We start from the raw sequence: 16,464 nt of genomic DNA, 5'->3' as shown, positions 1-16,464 counted from the left end.
GGAAACGCGGTTGGCAATCTCGATTATTGCGTTTAATAATTCATTCAAATAAAATAATTTGACACTGGAATGCAACGATACTCACGGCCTCCCGGAGAACCAAATACAATAATCAACCAACTACCGGGTCTGAATTTCGGTTAATTGTAATTATAAATTTTATTGCCGCGGCATATTTTCGGCCTCTACCTGTTTTAAGCGACCCTTGAACGCTGAAATGAAGATAGAAAAACTCAAAACGCAGAGCTTCAAGAACTAATAATACCGATCAATACGGGACGATACGCGGAGAGACAATGCCAAATCAACAGATTGCGCGCGGGGTCTTTCTGGCCGCCGTCGCGTTGTTCTTTGCCGTGAACGCGCTGCGCTATCCGATCGGCACCCTCGCCCATGCCGGTCCCGGGCTCTTCCCGCTCCTGATCTGCGCGCCGCTGCTGATCATAGCCCTGGCGACGATCGTGCAGGCGCGCCTCGCCGATCCGGAGCCTCTCCAGTTCAGCCCGCGGAACATCGCGCTGATCATGGCGAGCCTCATCGGCTTCGTCATCGCTTCCGAATATGTGAACGTGACCGTCGGCATCATCGTGCTGGTCTTCGTCGCCGGCTTCGCCGCCAACAGCTATTCCTGGGTGCGCAACCTCAAGATCGCCATCGGCCTGATCGTCGTGGCCTTCATCTTCCAACGCTTCCTCGGCCTGAATCTGAGGTTGCTGTGATGGAGGTGCTCAACAACCTCGCCTTCGGCTTCGGCCATGCGCTGACGCCCGAGAACCTGCTCTACTGCGCCATCGGCTGCGTCGTCGGCACGCTGGTCGGGCTGCTGCCGGGCCTCGGCCCACTGGCCACGATCAGCCTGCTCCTGCCGCTGACCTACTCGATCCCGACCGGCGGCGCGCTGATCATGCTCGCCGGCATCTATTACGGCGCGCAATATGGCGACAGCGTCAGCGCGATCACCATGAAGATCCCGCACGCCTCGAGCATCGTGGCCTGCATCGACGGCTATCAGATGACGCTCAAGGGCAAGACGGGGCTCGCCCTGTTCACCGCTGGCGTGTCGAGCTTCATCGGCGGCACCGTCGCGATCGTGGTGCTGGCCTCGCTCGCGCCGACGCTCGGCACCATCGCCCTGAAATTCGGCCCGACCGACTACTGCGCGCTGATGCTGTTCGGCTTCTTCTGCGTCAGTTTCGTCACCACCGGCAGCCTGCTGAACGGGATGGCGATGTGCCTGCTCGGCGTGCTGCTCGGGCAGGTCGGCACCGATCTGGAGACCGGCCTCGAGCGCTTCACCATGGGCCTGCCCTCGCTCGTCGACGGCGTCAGCCTGGTCAGCCTCGCGCTCGGCTGCTTCGGCATCGCCGAGATCACCAAGAACCTCGATGCGAAAGAGGAACGCACGCCGTTCAACGGCAAGATCAAGCTGATGCCGACCTGGCCCGAGTTCAAGCGCATCATCCCGAGCGCCCTGCGCGGCAGCGTGGTCGGTTCCTTCCTCGGCATCCTGCCGGGCGGCGGGCCGACGATAGCCCAGTTCGCGGCCTACGGTCTCGACAAGAAGGTCAGCAAATACAAGGACGAGATCGGCTCTGGCGCGATCGAGGGCGTCGCCGGGCAGGCCGCGGCCGACGAGGCGGCGGCGCGCACCAGCTTCATCCCGCTGATGAGCATCGGCATCCCCGAGAACGCGGTGATGGCGCTGATGATGGCCGCCTTCATCATCAAGGGCATCCAGCCCGGCCCGAACATGATCGCCAAGCATCCGGACCTGTTCTGGGGGCTGGTTGCCAGCATGTGGATCGGCAACTGCTTCCTCTTGCTGCTGAACGTGCCGCTGGTCCGCTTCTGGCTCTCGGTCTTCAAGATTCCTTACAACGTGCTGTTCCCGTCGATCCTGTTCTTCTGCTGCATCGGCACCTTCAGCATCAACAACAGCCTGCACGACATCTACACCACCGCCGCCTTCGGCCTGATCGGCTACATCATGATGCGGCTGTCCCTCGACCCGGCGCCGCTGATGCTCGGCTTCATCCTCGGGCCGATGCTGGAGGAGTATTTCAGGCGCTCCATGCTGCTCAGTCGCGGCAGTTTCCTGACCTTCTTCGAACACCCGATCAGCGCGACGCTGCTCAGCATCCTCGGGCTGTTCATCGCCTGGCAGATCTACGCCACGCTGAAGGGGCGGCGCACCACGCTCGCCCCCGCCGATCCGCACGCCGCGTCGGGCTGACCAGAGCCGCCAACCCTGGAGCATTTCTGCATTTCTCCGAAACGCTGAAATGCTCCATCTCTTTGTTTTATCGCATTTTCTTCACGCGAACCGGTATCCGTTTCGCTCGAAAATGCTCTAGCCGCGCTTCTGATTGTAGACGTCCAGGCAGACGGCACCGAGCAGCACCAGGCCCTTGATGACCTGCTGATAGTCGATGCCGATGCCCAGGATCGACATGCCGTTGTTCATCACGCCCATGATCAACGCACCGATCACGGCGCCCGAGACGCGGCCCACGCCGCCATAGGCCGAGGCGCCGCCGATGAAGCAGGCGGCGATGACGTCGAGTTCGAAGCCGAGGCCGGCCTTAGGCGTCGCGGTGTTGAGGCGCGCGGCGAAGATGAGCCCTGCCAGCGCCGCCAGCACGCCCATATTGACGAAGGCGAGGAAGGTCAGCCGCTCGGTCCTGACGCCCGAGAGCTTGGCGGCACGCGCATTGCCGCCGACGGCGTAGATCTGGCGGCCGATCGTCGTGCGCGTCGTGACGAAGGCGTAGAGCGCGATCAGCACCCCCATCACGACGAGAACATTGGGCAGGCCGCGATAGGAGGCGAGCAGATAGCTGGCATAAAGGACGATCCCCGCGAAGATCGCGGTCTTGGCGATGAAGAAGCTCCAGGGCTCGACGGGAATGTCGTGGTCCTGCTGGCGCCTGCGGCTCTTCAGGTTGATGACGACGAGCAGCAGGGCCAGCGCCACGCCCAGCAGCATCGAGGTCGGCTGCAGGCCCTGAATCTTGTCGAACAGATCGACGATGAAACCGGAGGAGAGCTTCTGGAACTCGGCCGGGAACGGCCCCACCGACTGGCCCTGCAGGATCGCCAGCGCCAGCCCCTTGAAGACGAGCATTCCGGCCAGCGTGACGATGAAGGACGGTATCTTGAAATAGGCGACCCAGTAGCCCTGCGCGGCCCCGATCAACCCGCCCAGCGCCAGGCAGATCAGCGTCGCCGGGACGAAATGCATGCCGTATTGCACCATCAGGACGGCGGCGACCGCGCCGACCGCGCCGGCGACCGAGCCGACCGAGAGATCGATATGGCCGGTGACGATGACCAGCAGCATGCCCAGCGCCATGACGACGATGAAGCTGTTCTGCAGGATCAGGTTGGTCAGGTTGAGCGGCAGCAGCAGCTTGCCGCCGGTCACGACCTGGAAGAACAGCATGATCGCGACGAGCGACATCAGCATGCCGTATTCGCGCAGGTTTCCGCCCTTGGGCCTGGCGGTTTCGACGCGGACCGCGGCGGGTTTGACGATGCCGTCGTTCTGGACGTCGGTGCTCACGCTCTTGCCTCCCGGTTGCGCATGATGGCGCGCATGATCTTTTCCTGTGTCGCCTCGGCGGCTGGGAACTCGCCGACGAAGGCGCCCTCGTTCATCACGCAGATGCGGTCGCAGATGCCCAGAAGCTCCGGCATCTCCGACGAGATCACCACGACGCCGCGCCCGGCGTCGGCGAGTTCGTTGATGATGCAGTAGATTTCATATTTGGCGCCGACGTCGATGCCGCGCGTCGGCTCGTCAAGGAAGAGCACCTTGGGATCGGTGAAGAGCCATTTCGACAGAACGATCTTCTGCTGGTTGCCGCCCGAGAGCTGGCCGGCCTCCTGATAGACGCTGGCGCAGCGGATCCGCATGCGGCTGCGATAGGCATTGGCGACCTTCAGCTCGGCCATGTCGTCGACCACGCCCGAATGCGCGACCTCGGGCAGGTTGGTCAGCGTGATGTTCTTGCGGATGTCCTCCGCCAGGATCAGGCCGAGCTCCTTGCGATCCTCCGTCACATAGGCGAGACCGGCTGCGATCGCTCCGGGCACGTCGGAGAGCTCGATCGGCCGGCCTTCCAGCCGCGCCGTGCCGGAGGCCTTGCGGCCATAGGAGCCGCCGAAGACGCTCATCGCGAATTCGGTGCGCCCGGCCCCCATCAACCCGGCGATGCCGACGATCTCACCGCGCCGGACATGGAAGTTCACGTTCCGGACGACCTTGCGGTGGGTATCGAGCGGATGGAACACGGACCAGTCCTCGATCTCCAGCACCGTCTCGCCGATCTTCGGCTCGCGCTGCGGGTAGCGATGCGCCAGATCGCGATCCACCATGGCGCGGATGATGCGATCCTCCTCGACAGGGCCGGCGTGGCAGTCGAGCGTGTCGACGCAGCGGCCGTCGCGCAGCACGGTGATCCGGTCGGCGACGCGGGACACCTCGTTGAGCTTGTGCGAGATCAGCACGGAGGCGATGCCCTGGGCCTTGAATTCGAGCAGCAGGTCGAGCAGCGCCTCGCTGTCGCGCTCGTTGAGGCTCGCCGTCGGCTCGTCGAGGATCAGCACGCGCAGGTTCTTGGCCAGCGCCTTGGCGATCTCGACGAGCTGCTGCTTGCCGATGCCGAGATCGGCGATGCGCGTATCGGGCGCCTCATCGAGCCCGACCCTGGCCAGCAGCGCCTGCGTCCCGCGATAGACGGCGCTGCGGTCGATCATCCCCATCCGGGTCGGGGGATCGGCGAGATAGATGTTCTCGGCGATCGTCATCAGCGGGATCAGCGCCAGTTCCTGATGGATGATGATGATGCCGAGCGCTTCCGATTCATTGATGTCGCGGAAGCGCCGCTCCTCCCCCTCGAACAGGATCGAGCCGTCATAGGAGCCGTGCGGATAGACGCCGCTCAGCACCTTCATCAGCGTCGACTTGCCCGCGCCGTTCTCGCCGACGAGGGCATGGATCTCCCCGGGTTCGACGGTGAAGGACACATCGTTCAGCGCCTTCACACCGGTGAAGGATTTGGAGATGCCGCGCATTTCCAGCACAGGGCTCATGGTGGTTCTCCCGCCTTCGGGCCGGTGGATGAGGCCCGGCAGCGAAGCCGGGCCTCAGGCGTCACTTGACCTGCGAGGCCTTGTAGTAGCCGGAGCCGATCAGGACCGGCTCCCAGTTCGACTTGTCGACCACCACGGGCGTCAGCAGATAGGACGGCACGACCTTGACGCCGTTGTTGTAGGTCTTGGTGTCGTTGACCTTGACCTCCTTGCCCGACAGCATCGCATCGACCATGTCGGCGGTGACGCGGGCGAGTTCGCGGGTGTCCTTGAAGATCGAGGCATATTGCTCGCCGGCGATGATCGACTTCACCGAAGGCACCTCGGCATCCTGGCCGGAAACGACCGGCATCTTCTGCCCGCCCGACCCGTAGCCGACGCCCTTCACCGAGGAGAGGATGCCGATCGAAATGCCGTCATAGGGCGACAGCACGGCATCGAGCTTCTTGTTCGCGTAGAAGGCGCTCAGCAGGTTGTCCATGCGGGCCTGGGCGGTGGCGCCGTCCCAGCGCAGCGTCGAGACCTTGTCCATGCCCATCTGGCCGCTGGCGACGACGAGCTTCTTCTCGTCGATCAGCGGCTTCAGCACCGACATGGCACCATCGTAGAAGAAAAAGGCGTTGTTGTCGTCGGGCGAGCCGCCGAAGAGCTCGATGTTGAACGGGCCCTTGGCTTCAGGCAGACCGAGCCCTTTCAGCACGGATTGGGCCTGCAGCACGCCGACCTGGAAATTGTCGAAGGTCGCGTAGTAGTCGACGTTCGGCGTGCCCCTGATCAGCCGGTCATAGGCCACGACCTTGATGCCCTGCGCCTTGGCCTGGGCCAGCACATCGGACAGGGTCGAGCCGTCGATCGCCGCGATCACCAGGACCTTGGCGCCCTTGGTGATCATGTTCTCGATCTGCGAGAGCTGGTTGGGGACGTCGTCCTCAGCATATTGCAGATCGGTGTCGTAGCCGCGCTCCTTGAGCACCTTCACGATGTTGTCGCCGTCGGCGATCCAGCGCGCGGAGGATTTCGTCGGCATCGCGATGCCGACCGTCGGCTTGCTCTGCGCGGCGGCGGAATGCGGCTGGCCCATGGCGAAGGCCGCGAGCGTCAGAGCGGAGAGAAGTGTCGTCAGGCGTTTCATACTGGACTCCCGGGTTGTGAAAGGGTCGGCCGCATTCGCGGACCGGTTTCTTGGCGGCGGGTCGGCCGCTGATCGTTCGGGGCGGGCTGGCTGCGTCTGACGCGGTCAGGATCCTCCCCAGCGCAAACTCGGCTCCGCACGTCCGATGGCCCCGACCTCGGCCAGAAAGGTCCGCCCGTGGTCGGGGTCGGCGGCGCGGGCATCCGCATTCATGTTCTCATGGGCCGAGGTGACCAGCAGGCGGTCGAAGCGCGGCCCGACGAAAACCGGGCAGCTCGGCTGGCGCGCCGGCATCGCGATGCTGCGCAACCGGTCCCCGCGCGGCGAATAGACGTCGACGCAGCCACCGCCCCAGATCGCGCACCAGATCAGGCCCTGCGCGTCGGTGACGGCGCCGTCGAGGCCGCCGGCGGCCTCCCGCTTGTGCAGGATCGCGGGCGCCTCGACCGGGAGGCCGGTCGCAGGGTCGAGCGCGACACGATAGAGCGTGTTCTCGCGGGTGTCGGCGAAATAGCCGGTGCCGCCATCCGGCGAGAAGCAGATGGCGTTGGGAATGGTCAGGCCGCTGAAGAGCAGCGACAGCTTCCCGTCACGGAACGCATGGATCGCACCGGCGCCCGCTTGCGCACCGCGGCCCATCGTGCTGACCCAGAAGGCGCCGCTGTGATGGACGCGCGCATCATTGGAACGGATGGGGCCGTCCTTGCCGACGAGCTCGGCGACCCGGCTCAGCTTTCCGCTCGCGATCTCGCGCAGATAGAGCCCGTCCTCGGCCGCGAGCATCTGGCGCCCGGCATCGATCCGCGCCAGCGCGCTGGCCATGACCGGCAGATCGTGGATCGTGATGCGACCGGTTTCCAGATGCGCCTCGAACAGACGGCGCTCGAGGATGTCGAACCACCAGGCCGTGTCGCTCCCGGCATCGTAGCTCGGGCCTTCGCCAAGATGGCAGCGCTCCATGCAGAGCACCGAGACCGAAACCGTCTCCGGCGCGGTCATCTGCGAAGGCGGTGTGTGAAGCATGGTCATGCGCGCATGCCTCCGTCGCGGGTGGTGGAGAAACGATAGATCGAGACGTGGCGATAGGTCTCGCCCGGATCGAGCCGCGCCGAGGGAAAGTCGCGGCGATTGGGCGCGTCCGGCCAGGCCTGCGGCTCCAGGCAGAACGCATCGGACTGGCGGTGCAGGCGCCCGTATTTTCCCGGCGCGGCGCCATCGAGGAAGTTGCCCGAATAGAACTGCAACCCCGGCTGGTTCGTCAGCAGTTCCATGACCCGCCCCGAAGACGTTGCCTCGACACGGGCGGCGAGGCGCGGCTGCGCCGATATGCCGAGGCAGAAATTATGGTCGTAGCCGCGCCCGGCGCGCAACTGGGCGTCGTCCTCGCGGATGCGCGCGCCGACCGCCGCGCCCGATCTGAAGTCGAAGGGCGTTCCCGCGACCGGACGCGGTGGCCCCGGCAGCGGGATCGCCTCGGCGTTCGTCGGCAGGAAGCTGTCGGCGGCCAGGGTCAGGACATGGTCGAGGATGTCCCCGCCCGCAGCGACGCCATCGAGATTGAAGAAGCTGTGATTGGTCAGGCTGACCACGGTTGGATGGTCGGTCACGGCTTCATAGCTGATCGTCAGCTCACCGGGGGCCGACAGGCGAAAGCTCACACGCACGTCGAGCGAGCCGGGAAAACCGTTCTCCCCATCGGGGCTCACATGACGAAGCGTGACGGCCGGAGTGTCGCTCTCCTCGATCGCTTCGACCGACCACAGCACCCGGTCGAAGCCGCCCGGACCGCCATGAAGCGTGTTCGCGCCGTCATTGGCCGGCAGCGCGATACACTCACCGTCGAGCGTGAAGGCGGCCCCCGCGATGCGGTTGGCGAAGCGCCCGATCGTGGCACCGTAGAAATCCCGCCGCGCTTCATAGCCGGCGGCATCGTCATGGCCGAGCACGATGTCGGCGAGCGCGCCCTTCGCGTCGGGCACGAGGAGCGCCTGCAGCGCCGCGCCATAGGTGATGATCCGGGCCTCGAAACCGCCGGCACCACGCAGCCTCACGCGTTCGACCGCGCGCCCGTCGGCAAGCGTGCCGAAGCCGTCTCGCGTGATGGCGGGCGTCGGTTTCACCATGAGAACGGTGCCGCCTTGGTCCGGCGCCCCAGCATGAAGGCGTCTGCGACATGGCCGAGCGGGGCAAGATCGACGTCGCAGGCGCCGCGCCCGATCAAATCGACGAAATGCCGGTAGATGCCGGCATATTCGGCTTCCTTCTCATCGACCAGCACCGCGCCGTCACGCGTCAGCCGCGCACCGCCCGAGGAGAGCAGCAGCCGGCCGCCCGCGCTGTCGATCGCGATGTCCCAGCTCTGCGGGCCGGTCTGGAGGAAGTCGAAGACGGCGTGGATGGGCAGGCCGGCCGCATCCGTGAAATCCAGCTCAGCCGCGATCGGGGCCGCGCGGTTCTCCGGGAAGGCGAGCGTCGCTCCCGTGAGGAACAGCGGGCGCGGCAGGATGCGCGTCAGGATCGACAAGGCGTTGATGCCGGGGTCGAAGACGCCGAGCCCGCCGGGCTCGAAGATCCAGTCCTGGCCGGGATGCCAGACGCGGACATCCTCCTTCCAGGCGATCTCGACGGCATGCGGCTCATGGACGGCCAGAAAATCGCGGGCGGGCTCGACGGCCGGCGCAAAGCGCGAATGCCAGGTGGCGAACAGGGTCAGCCCGGCCTCCCTGGCGGCGTCGACCAGCGGCGCGATCTCGCTCACCGTCGCGCCGGGCGGCTTTTCCAGCAACACATGTTTGCCGGCTGCGAGCGCCAGCGCCGCCTGGGCGCGGCGGCCCTGCGGTGGCGTGCACAGCGCCACCGCCTCGATCTCGGGAGCCTCGGCCAGGAGCGCTTCCAGCGTGTCGAAATGGGCGACGCCGTCGAGCGTGGCATTCCGGCTGGCGATGGCGGCGAGCGCGATGCCCGGCGTCGCCGCGATCGCCGGCAGATGCTGGTCGCGGGCGATCTTGCCGAGGCCCACGATGGCGAGGCGGATCGGGCGCACGCTCAGCGCCCCCAACGCAGCACGACCGGATCGAGCCGCCGGGCGATCTCGATCAGCCCGGCGCGGGTGGCGGGATGCATCGCCGGCAGCGGCGCGCGCAGCGTCTCGTGCGCGATGACGCCGCCCTCCTTCATCAGCGCCTTGCAGGCGGCGAGCCCGCATTGGCGGTTCTCGTAGTTGATCAGCGGCAGCCAGCGCTGATAGGCGTCGATCGCCTCGTCGCGGCGGCCTGCGAAATAGGGGTCGGTGATCTGGCGGATGCCGTCGGGATAGCCTCCGCCCGTCATCGCTCCGGTCGCGCCGGCGTCGAGATCGGCCATCAGCGTGATCGCCTCCTCGCCGTCCCACGGCCCCTCGATCGCGGCGCCGCCCGCCTCGATCAGCGCGCGCAGTTTGGCGGCGGCCTGGGGCACCTCGACCTTGAAATAGGCGAGGTTTTCGATCTCCTTGGCCATGCGGGCGAGGAAAGGAACCGATAGCGGCGTTCCGGCCACCGGGGCATCCTGCACCATGATCGGGATCGAAATCGCATCGGAGACGTGGCGGTAGAAATCGTAGATCGAGGCTTCGGGCACGCGGAAGGTCGCGCCATGATAGGGCGGCATGACCATGACCATCGCCGCGCCCAGATCCTGCGCGCGGCGCGAGCGCTCGGCGCAGACGAAGCTGGAAAAATGCGTGGTGGTGACGATCACCGGGACGCGGCCGGCGACATGCTCGAGAACGGTGACCATCACCCGCTCGCGCTCCTCATCGGTGAGCACGAACTGCTCCGAGAAATTGGCGAGGATGCACAACCCGTGCGAGCCGGCATCGATCATGAAGTCGACGGCGCGCTTCTGGCCTTCGAGATCAAGCCGCCCTTCAGCGTCGAACACGGTGGGAGCGACCGGAAAGACGCCTTTGTAGGTCTGCGCGGCGGAAAGCTTCGGCATCTGTCACCTTCATGGGTTGTCGCGCGGACCGGCAAAGCCGGGGCGTGCGGGTCGTGCTGTCTGCGTATTCATTCGGCTGCGCCGTGACGGCGCAATCCGTCGAAGATCACGCCGGTCATCGCCGCGGCGGCCGCATCGGCGTCGCGGGCGGCGATCGCCTCGACGATGCGCCCATGTGCCGCTACGGAAATCTCGTACTCGCTCTCGTCGACCGGCGCGCTCAAAAGGAAGGACGCCCGCAAGGCCGCCTCGACGACCGCGCCGATGGAGCGCATGAACGGATTGCCGGAGGCATTGGCGACGAGCAGGTGCAGGCTCAGATCCGCCTCGGCGAAGCCGGGCGCCTCCCGTGCCGATTCGATCCGCATCCTGTCGATGGCAGCGGCCATCAGCGCGAGGTCGGCCTCGGTCCGACGCTCGGCGGCGAGCGCGGCGGCGCGCGGCTCCACCGCCAGACGGATATCGGCGAGGTCGCGCAGGAAGCGCTTGTCGATGCCGCCGTCGAGATGCCAGGCCAGCACATCGGCGTCGAACATGTTCCAGGCGGCGCGCTCGCGCACCACCGTGCCGATCCTGGCCTTGGTGCTGAGCAGCCCCTTGGCAACCAGCGTCTTGACGCTCTCACGCAGGACCGGGCGCGAAACGCGGAAGCGCAGGATCAGCTCGGCATCGCCGGGGATCTTGGTCCCTTCCGGGTAGCGCCCGGCGATGATGTCGATGCCGATGGTGCGCGCCACCTCGGCATGGTTGGAATGCCCGCGCCTGGCGGGAATGACGAGGAGCGGGTTCATGGCGAGGTGACTCCGGCAGGGCGCCGGCGCCGCGCCACATGGAGCGTCGCCTGCTGGAACGCGATGAAGGCGAACAGCAGGAGGCCGGTCGCGATCTTCGCCCACCAGCTCGAAAGCGTGCCGTCGAAGGTGATGTAGGTCTGGATCAGGCCCTGGATCAGCACTCCGACGAAGGTGCCGAAGACGAAACCGTAGCCGCCCGACAGGAGCGTGCCGCCAATCACCGCCGCCGCGATCGCGTCGAGCTCGACCCCGACCGCCGAGAGCGAATAGCCACTCGAGGTGTAGAGCGAGAAGACGATGCCGGCGACACCGGCGAGAACGCTGGAGAGCGTGTAGATCGCGACCGTGGTGCGGCCGACATCGATGCCCATCAGCGCCGCCGAGCCGCGGCTGCCGCCCAGCGCGTAGACATTGGCGCCGAAGCGCGTGAAATGCAGCAGCGCCGCGCCCCCGAGCACCACCGCCAGCATGATCATCGCCGGAACGGTGAGGCGCGCTCCCCCACCCAGGCGCAAGGCGTTGTCCGCGAGATCGGCATAGAGCGGCGCGTTGATCGGGATCGACTCGGTCGAGAGCAGGAAGCTCGCGCCGCGTGCCAGGAACATGCCCGCCAGGGTCACGATGAAAGCCGGCAGCTCGAAATACTGGATCGCAGCCCCCATCAGGGCGCCATACAGCGCGCAGATGACGAGGATCAGCGCGAAGGCCGCCACAGGCGGGATGCCGGCACGCTCGATCGCCAGGGCCAGGAACACGGTCGTGAAGCCGATCACCGCGCCGACCGAAAGATCGATCCCGCCCGAGATGATCACGAAGGTCATGCCGACCGCGACGATGCCGAGAAAGGCATTGTCGGTCAGGAGGTCCATCACCACCCGGAGCGAGGCGAAATTCGGAAAGGCGATCGCGCAGGCGAGGAAGCCGAGGAGGAAGACGACCGTGGTGGCGGCGAGCGGCATGAAGCGGATCATCGGCTTTTCCCGCGCAGAAACGTGGCCAGGCCCGACAGCCGCGGCGACTGCGCCAGCAGCACGGCAAGCACAACCATCGCCTTGACGATCAGGTTCGTCTCCGGCGGGAAGCCCGACAGCAGGATGCCGGTGTTCATCGCCTGGATGATCAACGCGCCGACCACCGCCAGCACCAGGCTGAAGCGGCCGCCAAGCAGCGAGGTGCCACCGATCACGACCGCGAGGATGGCGTCGAGCTCGAGCCAGAGCCCGGCATTGTTGGCGTCGGCGCCGAGGATGTCGGCCGCGGCGACGACGCCGGCCAGCGCGGCGCAGAGGCCGCACCAGACATAGGTCGCGATGGTGATCAATCGCGTGCCGACGCCCGCCAGAGCGCTCGCCTTGGCATTCGCGCCGGTTGCTTCGATCAGCAGCCCGAGCGCGGTGCCGCGCACGATGACGAGCGTCAGCACCAGCATCGCCAGAGTCAGGACCACGGGCGGCGGCAGGCCCAGCACCGAGCCGCCGCCGAACCAGGCGAGCGACGGCGAGGTGAAGGTGACGATGCGCCCCTCGGTGATCAACTGGGCGATGCCGCGCCCCGCCACCATCAGGATCAGCGTCGCGACGATGGGCTGGATGCCGAACACCGCCACGAGGATGCCGTTCCACAGCCCGCACAGAAGGCCGGCTCCCAGGGCCGCGGCCAGCACCACAGGCAGCGAATGGCTGTCCGCGAGGCTGGCTGCGATGGCCCCCGCGATGGCCATCACGGCCCCGACCGAGAGATCGATGCCGCGCATGGCGACGACCAGGACCATGCCGAGCGACAGGAGCGCCACCGGCGCGCCGCGATTCAGCACGTCGATCAGGCTCCCGAACAGCCGGCCATCCTGCAGGCGGATCTCGAAGAATTGCGGCGAGACCAGCCAGTTCATGGCAAGGATGGCCAGCAGCGCCGCGACCTGCGACGTGCCGATACGGGGCAAGCGAAAGGGCATGGCGCTCATCAGGCTGCCTGCGATGCGTCGGCGGCGATCGCGCCCAGGATGCCGGAGACGCTGAGCGCGTCGCCCGTCAGGCGCGCGACATGGGCCCGGTCACGCAGCACGATCACCTCATCGGCATAGGTCACGATCTCCTCGAGTTCCGAGGAGACGATCAATAGCGCCATGCCCTCGGCACAGAGCTTGCGGATGAGCTGGATGATCTCGGCATGGGCGCCGACATCGATGCCGCGCGTCGGCTCGTCGAGGATCAGCAGGCGTGGCTCCGTCGCGAGCCAGCGGGCGAGCAGGGCCTTCTGCTGGTTGCCGCCCGACAACAGGCCGATCGGACGTTCAGGGTCGGGCGGGCGGATGTCGAGCAATTCGATGAAGCGGCGCGCGATCGCATCCTGCTCGCGGCGCGACAGCGGCTTCAGCACGCCGCGCCGGGCCTGCAGCGCCAGGACGATGTTCTCGCGCACGCTCAGTTCGGCGACGATGCCCTCGGTCTTGCGCTCCTCCGGGCAGTAACCGAAGCCCAGCCGCAGCGCCTCGCCCGGGCTCGCGAGCTTGGCCTCGCGGCCGGCGACGGTCGCCGAGCCATGATCGGCGCGCTCGGCACCGAAGACGAGGCGGGCCGTCTCGGTGCGGCCGGAGCCGAGCAGGCCAGCCAGCCCGACGACGCGGCCCTTCTGCAAGGTGAGGTCGAACGGCTCGACATAGCCGGCCTTGCCGAAGCCGGAGAAGATCGCAAGGGTCTCCCCGCCTTCGCGATGGGGCGGGCGAACATGAGTTGCCTCGCTGAGCTCGTGTCCGAGCATCATGGTGACGAGGTCCATGCGCGGCATGTCGGCGACGGCAGCCGTTCCAGCCAGCCGGCCATTGCGCAACACCGTGATCCGGTCGCAGACCGCATAGACCTGGTCGAGGAAATGGGTGACGAAGACGATGCCGATGCCGCGCGCCCGGAGCTGGCGCATGACGGCGAACAGCACCTCGACCTCATGGGCGTCGAGACTCGCGGTCGGCTCGTCGAGGATCAGCACGCGCGCCGAGAGGTCTACCGCCCGCGCGATCGCGACGATATGCTGGACCGCGACCGAATAGCGCTCGAGCGGGAGCGACACGTCGACATCGAGGCCGAACTCGGCCACCAGCGCCCGCGCGCGCCGCCGCATCTCACCTTCGCGGACGAAGCCGAGACGGGTCGGCTGGCGCCCCAGGAAGAGGTTCTGGGCAACCGAGAGGTTGGGCGCGAGATTGACCTCCTGATAGACGGTGGCGATGCCCGCCTTCGCGGCCTCCTTCGCCGAATGGGGCGCGATCTCCTCGCCGTTCAGCGTCAGGCTGCCCGCATCGCGCTGCACGACGCCGGTCATCGTCTTGATCAGCGTGGATTTGCCTGCCCCGTTCTCGCCCAGCAAGGCATGAATCTCGCCCGCATGCAGGGTGAAATCGACATGGTCGAGCGCGACAAAGCCGGCGAAGGACTTGCAGAAGCCGGTGGCGGTCAGGAGAGGAGATGCTTGAGGCTGGTCCATGAAACGGCTTTGCGCAACGGGAGGACGGCCGCTTTCCGCCGGTGCATGCCACGCTGAAAGCCGCAAGCGCCGAGGCAGAAGGGGATGACGACGCGCCGGCTCGAGACCGGCGCGCCGCTACTTCGGCTCAGTAGCCGAGACCCTTCTTGCTGTCGTAGATCGCCTTGGGATTGTCGGAAGCCGTGTAAAGCTTCGATTCCGTCTGGATCCATTTCGGCGGCACAGTGCCCTTGGCCTTGTAGGCGACGAGCGCGTCGAGGGCGGGCCCGGCCATGTTCGGCGTCAGCTCGACCGTGGCGTTGGCCTCGCCCGCCGCCATCGCCTTGAAGATGTCCGGCACGGCGTCGATCGAGACGGTCAGGATGTCCTTGCCGGGCTTCAGGCCGGCTTCCTTCATCGCCTGAATGGCACCGACCATCATGTCGTCATTGTGCGCGTAGACGGCGCAGATCGACTTGCCGCCGCCTTCAGCCTTGATGAAGCTCTCCATCACCTCCTTGCCCTTGGCACGGGTGAAGTCACCGGTCTGACTGCGGACGAGCTTGATGTTGGCCTGACCGGCGATGCCGTTCTCGAAGCCCTTCTTGCGGTTCGTCGCGACGCTGGCGCCGACCGTGCCCTGGAGTTCGACGACGTTGCAGGGCTTGGATCCGACGGTCTTCACCAGCCAATCGCCGGCGACCTTGCCCTCATGCACGCTGTCGGAGGTGACGGCGGTGAGATAGAGGTCCTTGCCGGCGGGATCGATGTCGCGATCAAGCAGAACAACCGGAATCTTGGCCTCCTTGGCCTCCTTCAGCACGCTGTCCCAGCCTGTCGACACCACCGGGGCGAGGAACACGGCATCGACGCCCTGGGCGATGAAGGACCGGATCGCCTTGATCTGGTTCTCCTGCTTCTGCTGGGCGTCGGCGATCTTGAGGGTGACGTTGCGCCGCTTGGCCTCCGATTTGGAAACCGTGGTTTCAGCTGCGCGCCAGCCCGATTCCGAGCCGATCTGCGAGAAGCCGACGGTCAGGTCCCTGGCCTGCGCATTGGCCGACATGGCGCCCGCAATCGCAGACGCGATCAAAATGCCCTTGAGCTTCATCATGATCCTCCTTGGTGAGCCACGCCGCTTGATACGGCTTGTTGTTCCTCCTTATGGCACAGGCGCGGAGGTGGAGGAATAGTCATATTGTTTGACTATTGGATGATGATCGCGCGGGCCGGGAAGCGACGTCGGCAGATCCGGCTCGAGCGCGGCCTCGCGGGCCAGCGCGGGCCATTCCGGCCGGATCGGCGGTGAAGGCCGCGCGCCGGGATCAGCCTTGTGTCTCGCAGCCGAGGCGCTTCAACGTCTCCTCGACCCAGCTCCGATCGTAGCGGCGCTCCTCGATCGCGCGCCTCTGCTTCTGCTCGACCTGCTGCTTGGCCTGCGCGGCGGCGAAGACCGTCTCCGTTTCGTCGTAAGGCACGCAGAGCAGACCGTCCTCGTCGCCGATGACCAGATCGCCGGGTTCGATCACCATGCCGTCGAGCGCGATCGGCACGTTGATCTCGCCGGGGCCGTCCCGATAGGGGCCGCGATGGGTGATTCCGGCGGCGTAGACCGGGAAGTCATGGGCGGCGATCCAGCCCGCATCGCGGATCGCGCCGTAGAGCACCATGCCGGCAATGCCGCGCGTCTGCGCATAGGCCGCCATCAGCTCGCCGATCAGGGCGTTGGTGAGATCGCCGCCGCCATCGACCACGACGACGTCGCCCGGCGCCGCCAGGTCGATCGCCCGGTGGATCATCAGATTGTCGCCCGGGCGCGTCTTCACGGTGAGCGCCGGCCCGGCCAGCATCCCGCCCTTGTGCATCGGGCGCAGCCGCGGCCCACCCGCCGTCATGCGCGACATCGAATCGCTGACATTGGCCACGGGCAGCGAACGGAAACGCGCGACGACCTCGGCGCTCACGGCACGCTCACGCTTCAGGATGCGGAAACCGATCATATCGACCTCG

At 66.3% G+C, this 16,464-nt stretch carries 15 protein-coding genes; 2 read left to right on the top strand and 13 right to left on the bottom strand.

The window, feature by feature from the left end:
* The first annotated feature begins 296 nt into the window (after positions 1-296).
* Together GY40_RS22385 and GY40_RS22380 are read left to right on the top strand one after the other, a co-directional pair.
* Positions 297-719, top strand: a complete 423-nt coding sequence (locus tag GY40_RS22385) for a tripartite tricarboxylate transporter TctB family protein (protein WP_038367199.1) — start codon at positions 297-299, stop codon at positions 717-719.
* On the top strand, positions 719-2,233 hold the full coding sequence (locus GY40_RS22380) for a tripartite tricarboxylate transporter permease (RefSeq protein ID WP_038367197.1): 1,515 nt from the start codon (positions 719-721) through the stop codon (positions 2,231-2,233). The genes GY40_RS22385 and GY40_RS22380 overlap by 1 nt, the downstream gene beginning before the upstream one ends.
* 117 nt (positions 2,234-2,350) lie before the next feature.
* On the opposite strand, the gene mmsB is transcribed toward GY40_RS22380, so the two are convergent.
* From mmsB to GY40_RS22315, 13 genes are all read right to left on the bottom strand, one after another.
* Positions 2,351-3,535, bottom strand: coding sequence for a multiple monosaccharide ABC transporter permease (gene mmsB, locus GY40_RS22375; RefSeq protein WP_038367315.1), 1,185 nt, complete (start codon positions 3,533-3,535; stop codon positions 2,351-2,353).
* Between the two features lie 23 nt (positions 3,536-3,558).
* Entirely contained in the window at positions 3,559-5,094 is a 1,536-nt protein-coding gene (gene mmsA, locus GY40_RS22370) for a multiple monosaccharide ABC transporter ATP-binding protein (protein ID WP_038367195.1), read from the bottom strand.
* Between the two features lie 61 nt (positions 5,095-5,155).
* Entirely contained in the window at positions 5,156-6,226 is a 1,071-nt protein-coding gene (chvE, locus tag GY40_RS22365) for a multiple monosaccharide ABC transporter substrate-binding protein (protein WP_038367193.1), read from the bottom strand.
* 105 nt (positions 6,227-6,331) lie between these two features.
* Complete coding sequence (locus GY40_RS22360) at positions 6,332-7,255, bottom strand: SMP-30/gluconolactonase/LRE family protein (protein WP_038367190.1); 924 nt, start codon at positions 7,253-7,255, stop codon at positions 6,332-6,334.
* Positions 7,252-8,349 carry an aldose epimerase family protein gene (locus tag GY40_RS22355; RefSeq protein ID WP_038367188.1) on the bottom strand — a complete coding sequence of 366 codons (1,098 nt, stop codon included), beginning with the start codon at positions 8,347-8,349 and terminating at the stop codon, positions 7,252-7,254. The genes GY40_RS22360 and GY40_RS22355 overlap by 4 nt, the downstream gene beginning before the upstream one ends.
* Positions 8,343-9,269 (bottom strand): Gfo/Idh/MocA family protein, encoded by a 927-nt coding sequence (locus GY40_RS22350; protein WP_038367314.1) that lies wholly within the window; start codon positions 9,267-9,269, stop codon positions 8,343-8,345. Before GY40_RS22350 ends, GY40_RS22355 begins: the two co-directional genes overlap by 7 nt.
* 2 nt (positions 9,270-9,271) lie before the next feature.
* On the bottom strand, positions 9,272-10,204 hold the full coding sequence (locus GY40_RS22345) for a dihydrodipicolinate synthase family protein (protein WP_038367185.1): 933 nt from the start codon (positions 10,202-10,204) through the stop codon (positions 9,272-9,274).
* A gap of 68 nt (positions 10,205-10,272) precedes the next feature.
* Entirely contained in the window at positions 10,273-10,995 is a 723-nt protein-coding gene (locus GY40_RS22340; protein ID WP_038367182.1) for a FadR/GntR family transcriptional regulator, read from the bottom strand.
* A complete protein-coding gene (gene yjfF, locus GY40_RS22335; protein ID WP_038367180.1) occupies positions 10,992-11,969 on the bottom strand; it encodes a galactofuranose ABC transporter, permease protein YjfF in 978 nt (325 codons plus the stop codon). Before yjfF ends, GY40_RS22340 begins: the two co-directional genes overlap by 4 nt.
* Positions 11,966-12,949: an ABC transporter permease gene (locus GY40_RS22330; RefSeq protein ID WP_038367312.1), complete on the bottom strand. Its 984-nt coding sequence runs from the start codon at positions 12,947-12,949 to the stop codon at positions 11,966-11,968. The genes yjfF and GY40_RS22330 overlap by 4 nt, the downstream gene beginning before the upstream one ends.
* A gap of 8 nt (positions 12,950-12,957) precedes the next feature.
* Entirely contained in the window at positions 12,958-14,475 is a 1,518-nt protein-coding gene (locus GY40_RS22325; protein ID WP_038367177.1) for a sugar ABC transporter ATP-binding protein, read from the bottom strand.
* A 127-nt stretch (positions 14,476-14,602) separates the two neighbouring features.
* Positions 14,603-15,565: a galactofuranose ABC transporter, galactofuranose-binding protein YtfQ gene (ytfQ, locus tag GY40_RS22320; RefSeq protein WP_038367175.1), complete on the bottom strand. Its 963-nt coding sequence runs from the start codon at positions 15,563-15,565 to the stop codon at positions 14,603-14,605.
* A 214-nt stretch (positions 15,566-15,779) separates the two neighbouring features.
* Complete coding sequence (locus GY40_RS22315; protein ID WP_038367173.1) at positions 15,780-16,454, bottom strand: RraA family protein; 675 nt, start codon at positions 16,452-16,454, stop codon at positions 15,780-15,782.
* Between the last annotated feature and the right edge of the window lie 10 nt (positions 16,455-16,464).

The organism is Allobosea sp. UNC402CLCol (genome assembly GCF_000745475.1).
In the GTDB taxonomy this organism is placed as follows: domain Bacteria; phylum Pseudomonadota; class Alphaproteobacteria; order Rhizobiales; family Beijerinckiaceae; genus Allobosea; species Allobosea spartocytisi.
Note: the sequence above shows the minus strand (reverse complement) of the source record. Positions and strands in the feature narration are given on the sequence as shown.

What these genes read in the sequence shown, in the direction of transcription:
- GY40_RS22355 (WP_038367188.1), bottom strand. Translation starts at nt 8,349, where the DNA reads ATGGTGAAACCGACGCCCGCCATCACGCGAGACGGCTTCGGCACGCTT.
- GY40_RS22345 (WP_038367185.1), bottom strand. Translation starts at nt 10,204, where the DNA reads ATGCCGAAGCTTTCCGCCGCGCAGACCTACAAAGGCGTCTTTCCGGTC.
- ytfQ (WP_038367175.1), bottom strand. Translation starts at nt 15,565, where the DNA reads ATGAAGCTCAAGGGCATTTTGATCGCGTCTGCGATTGCGGGCGCCATG.
- yjfF (WP_038367180.1), bottom strand. Translation starts at nt 11,969, where the DNA reads ATGATCCGCTTCATGCCGCTCGCCGCCACCACGGTCGTCTTCCTCCTC.
- GY40_RS22385 (WP_038367199.1), top strand. Translation starts at nt 297, where the DNA reads ATGCCAAATCAACAGATTGCGCGCGGGGTCTTTCTGGCCGCCGTCGCG.
- GY40_RS22330 (WP_038367312.1), bottom strand. Translation starts at nt 12,949, where the DNA reads ATGCCCTTTCGCTTGCCCCGTATCGGCACGTCGCAGGTCGCGGCGCTG.
- GY40_RS22360 (WP_038367190.1), bottom strand. Translation starts at nt 7,255, where the DNA reads ATGACCATGCTTCACACACCGCCTTCGCAGATGACCGCGCCGGAGACG.
- GY40_RS22340 (WP_038367182.1), bottom strand. Translation starts at nt 10,995, where the DNA reads ATGAACCCGCTCCTCGTCATTCCCGCCAGGCGCGGGCATTCCAACCAT.
- GY40_RS22380 (WP_038367197.1), top strand. Translation starts at nt 719, where the DNA reads ATGGAGGTGCTCAACAACCTCGCCTTCGGCTTCGGCCATGCGCTGACG.
- GY40_RS22315 (WP_038367173.1), bottom strand. Translation starts at nt 16,454, where the DNA reads ATGATCGGTTTCCGCATCCTGAAGCGTGAGCGTGCCGTGAGCGCCGAG.
- GY40_RS22325 (WP_038367177.1), bottom strand. Translation starts at nt 14,475, where the DNA reads ATGGACCAGCCTCAAGCATCTCCTCTCCTGACCGCCACCGGCTTCTGC.
- mmsA (WP_038367195.1), bottom strand. Translation starts at nt 5,094, where the DNA reads ATGAGCCCTGTGCTGGAAATGCGCGGCATCTCCAAATCCTTCACCGGT.
- chvE (WP_038367193.1), bottom strand. Translation starts at nt 6,226, where the DNA reads ATGAAACGCCTGACGACACTTCTCTCCGCTCTGACGCTCGCGGCCTTC.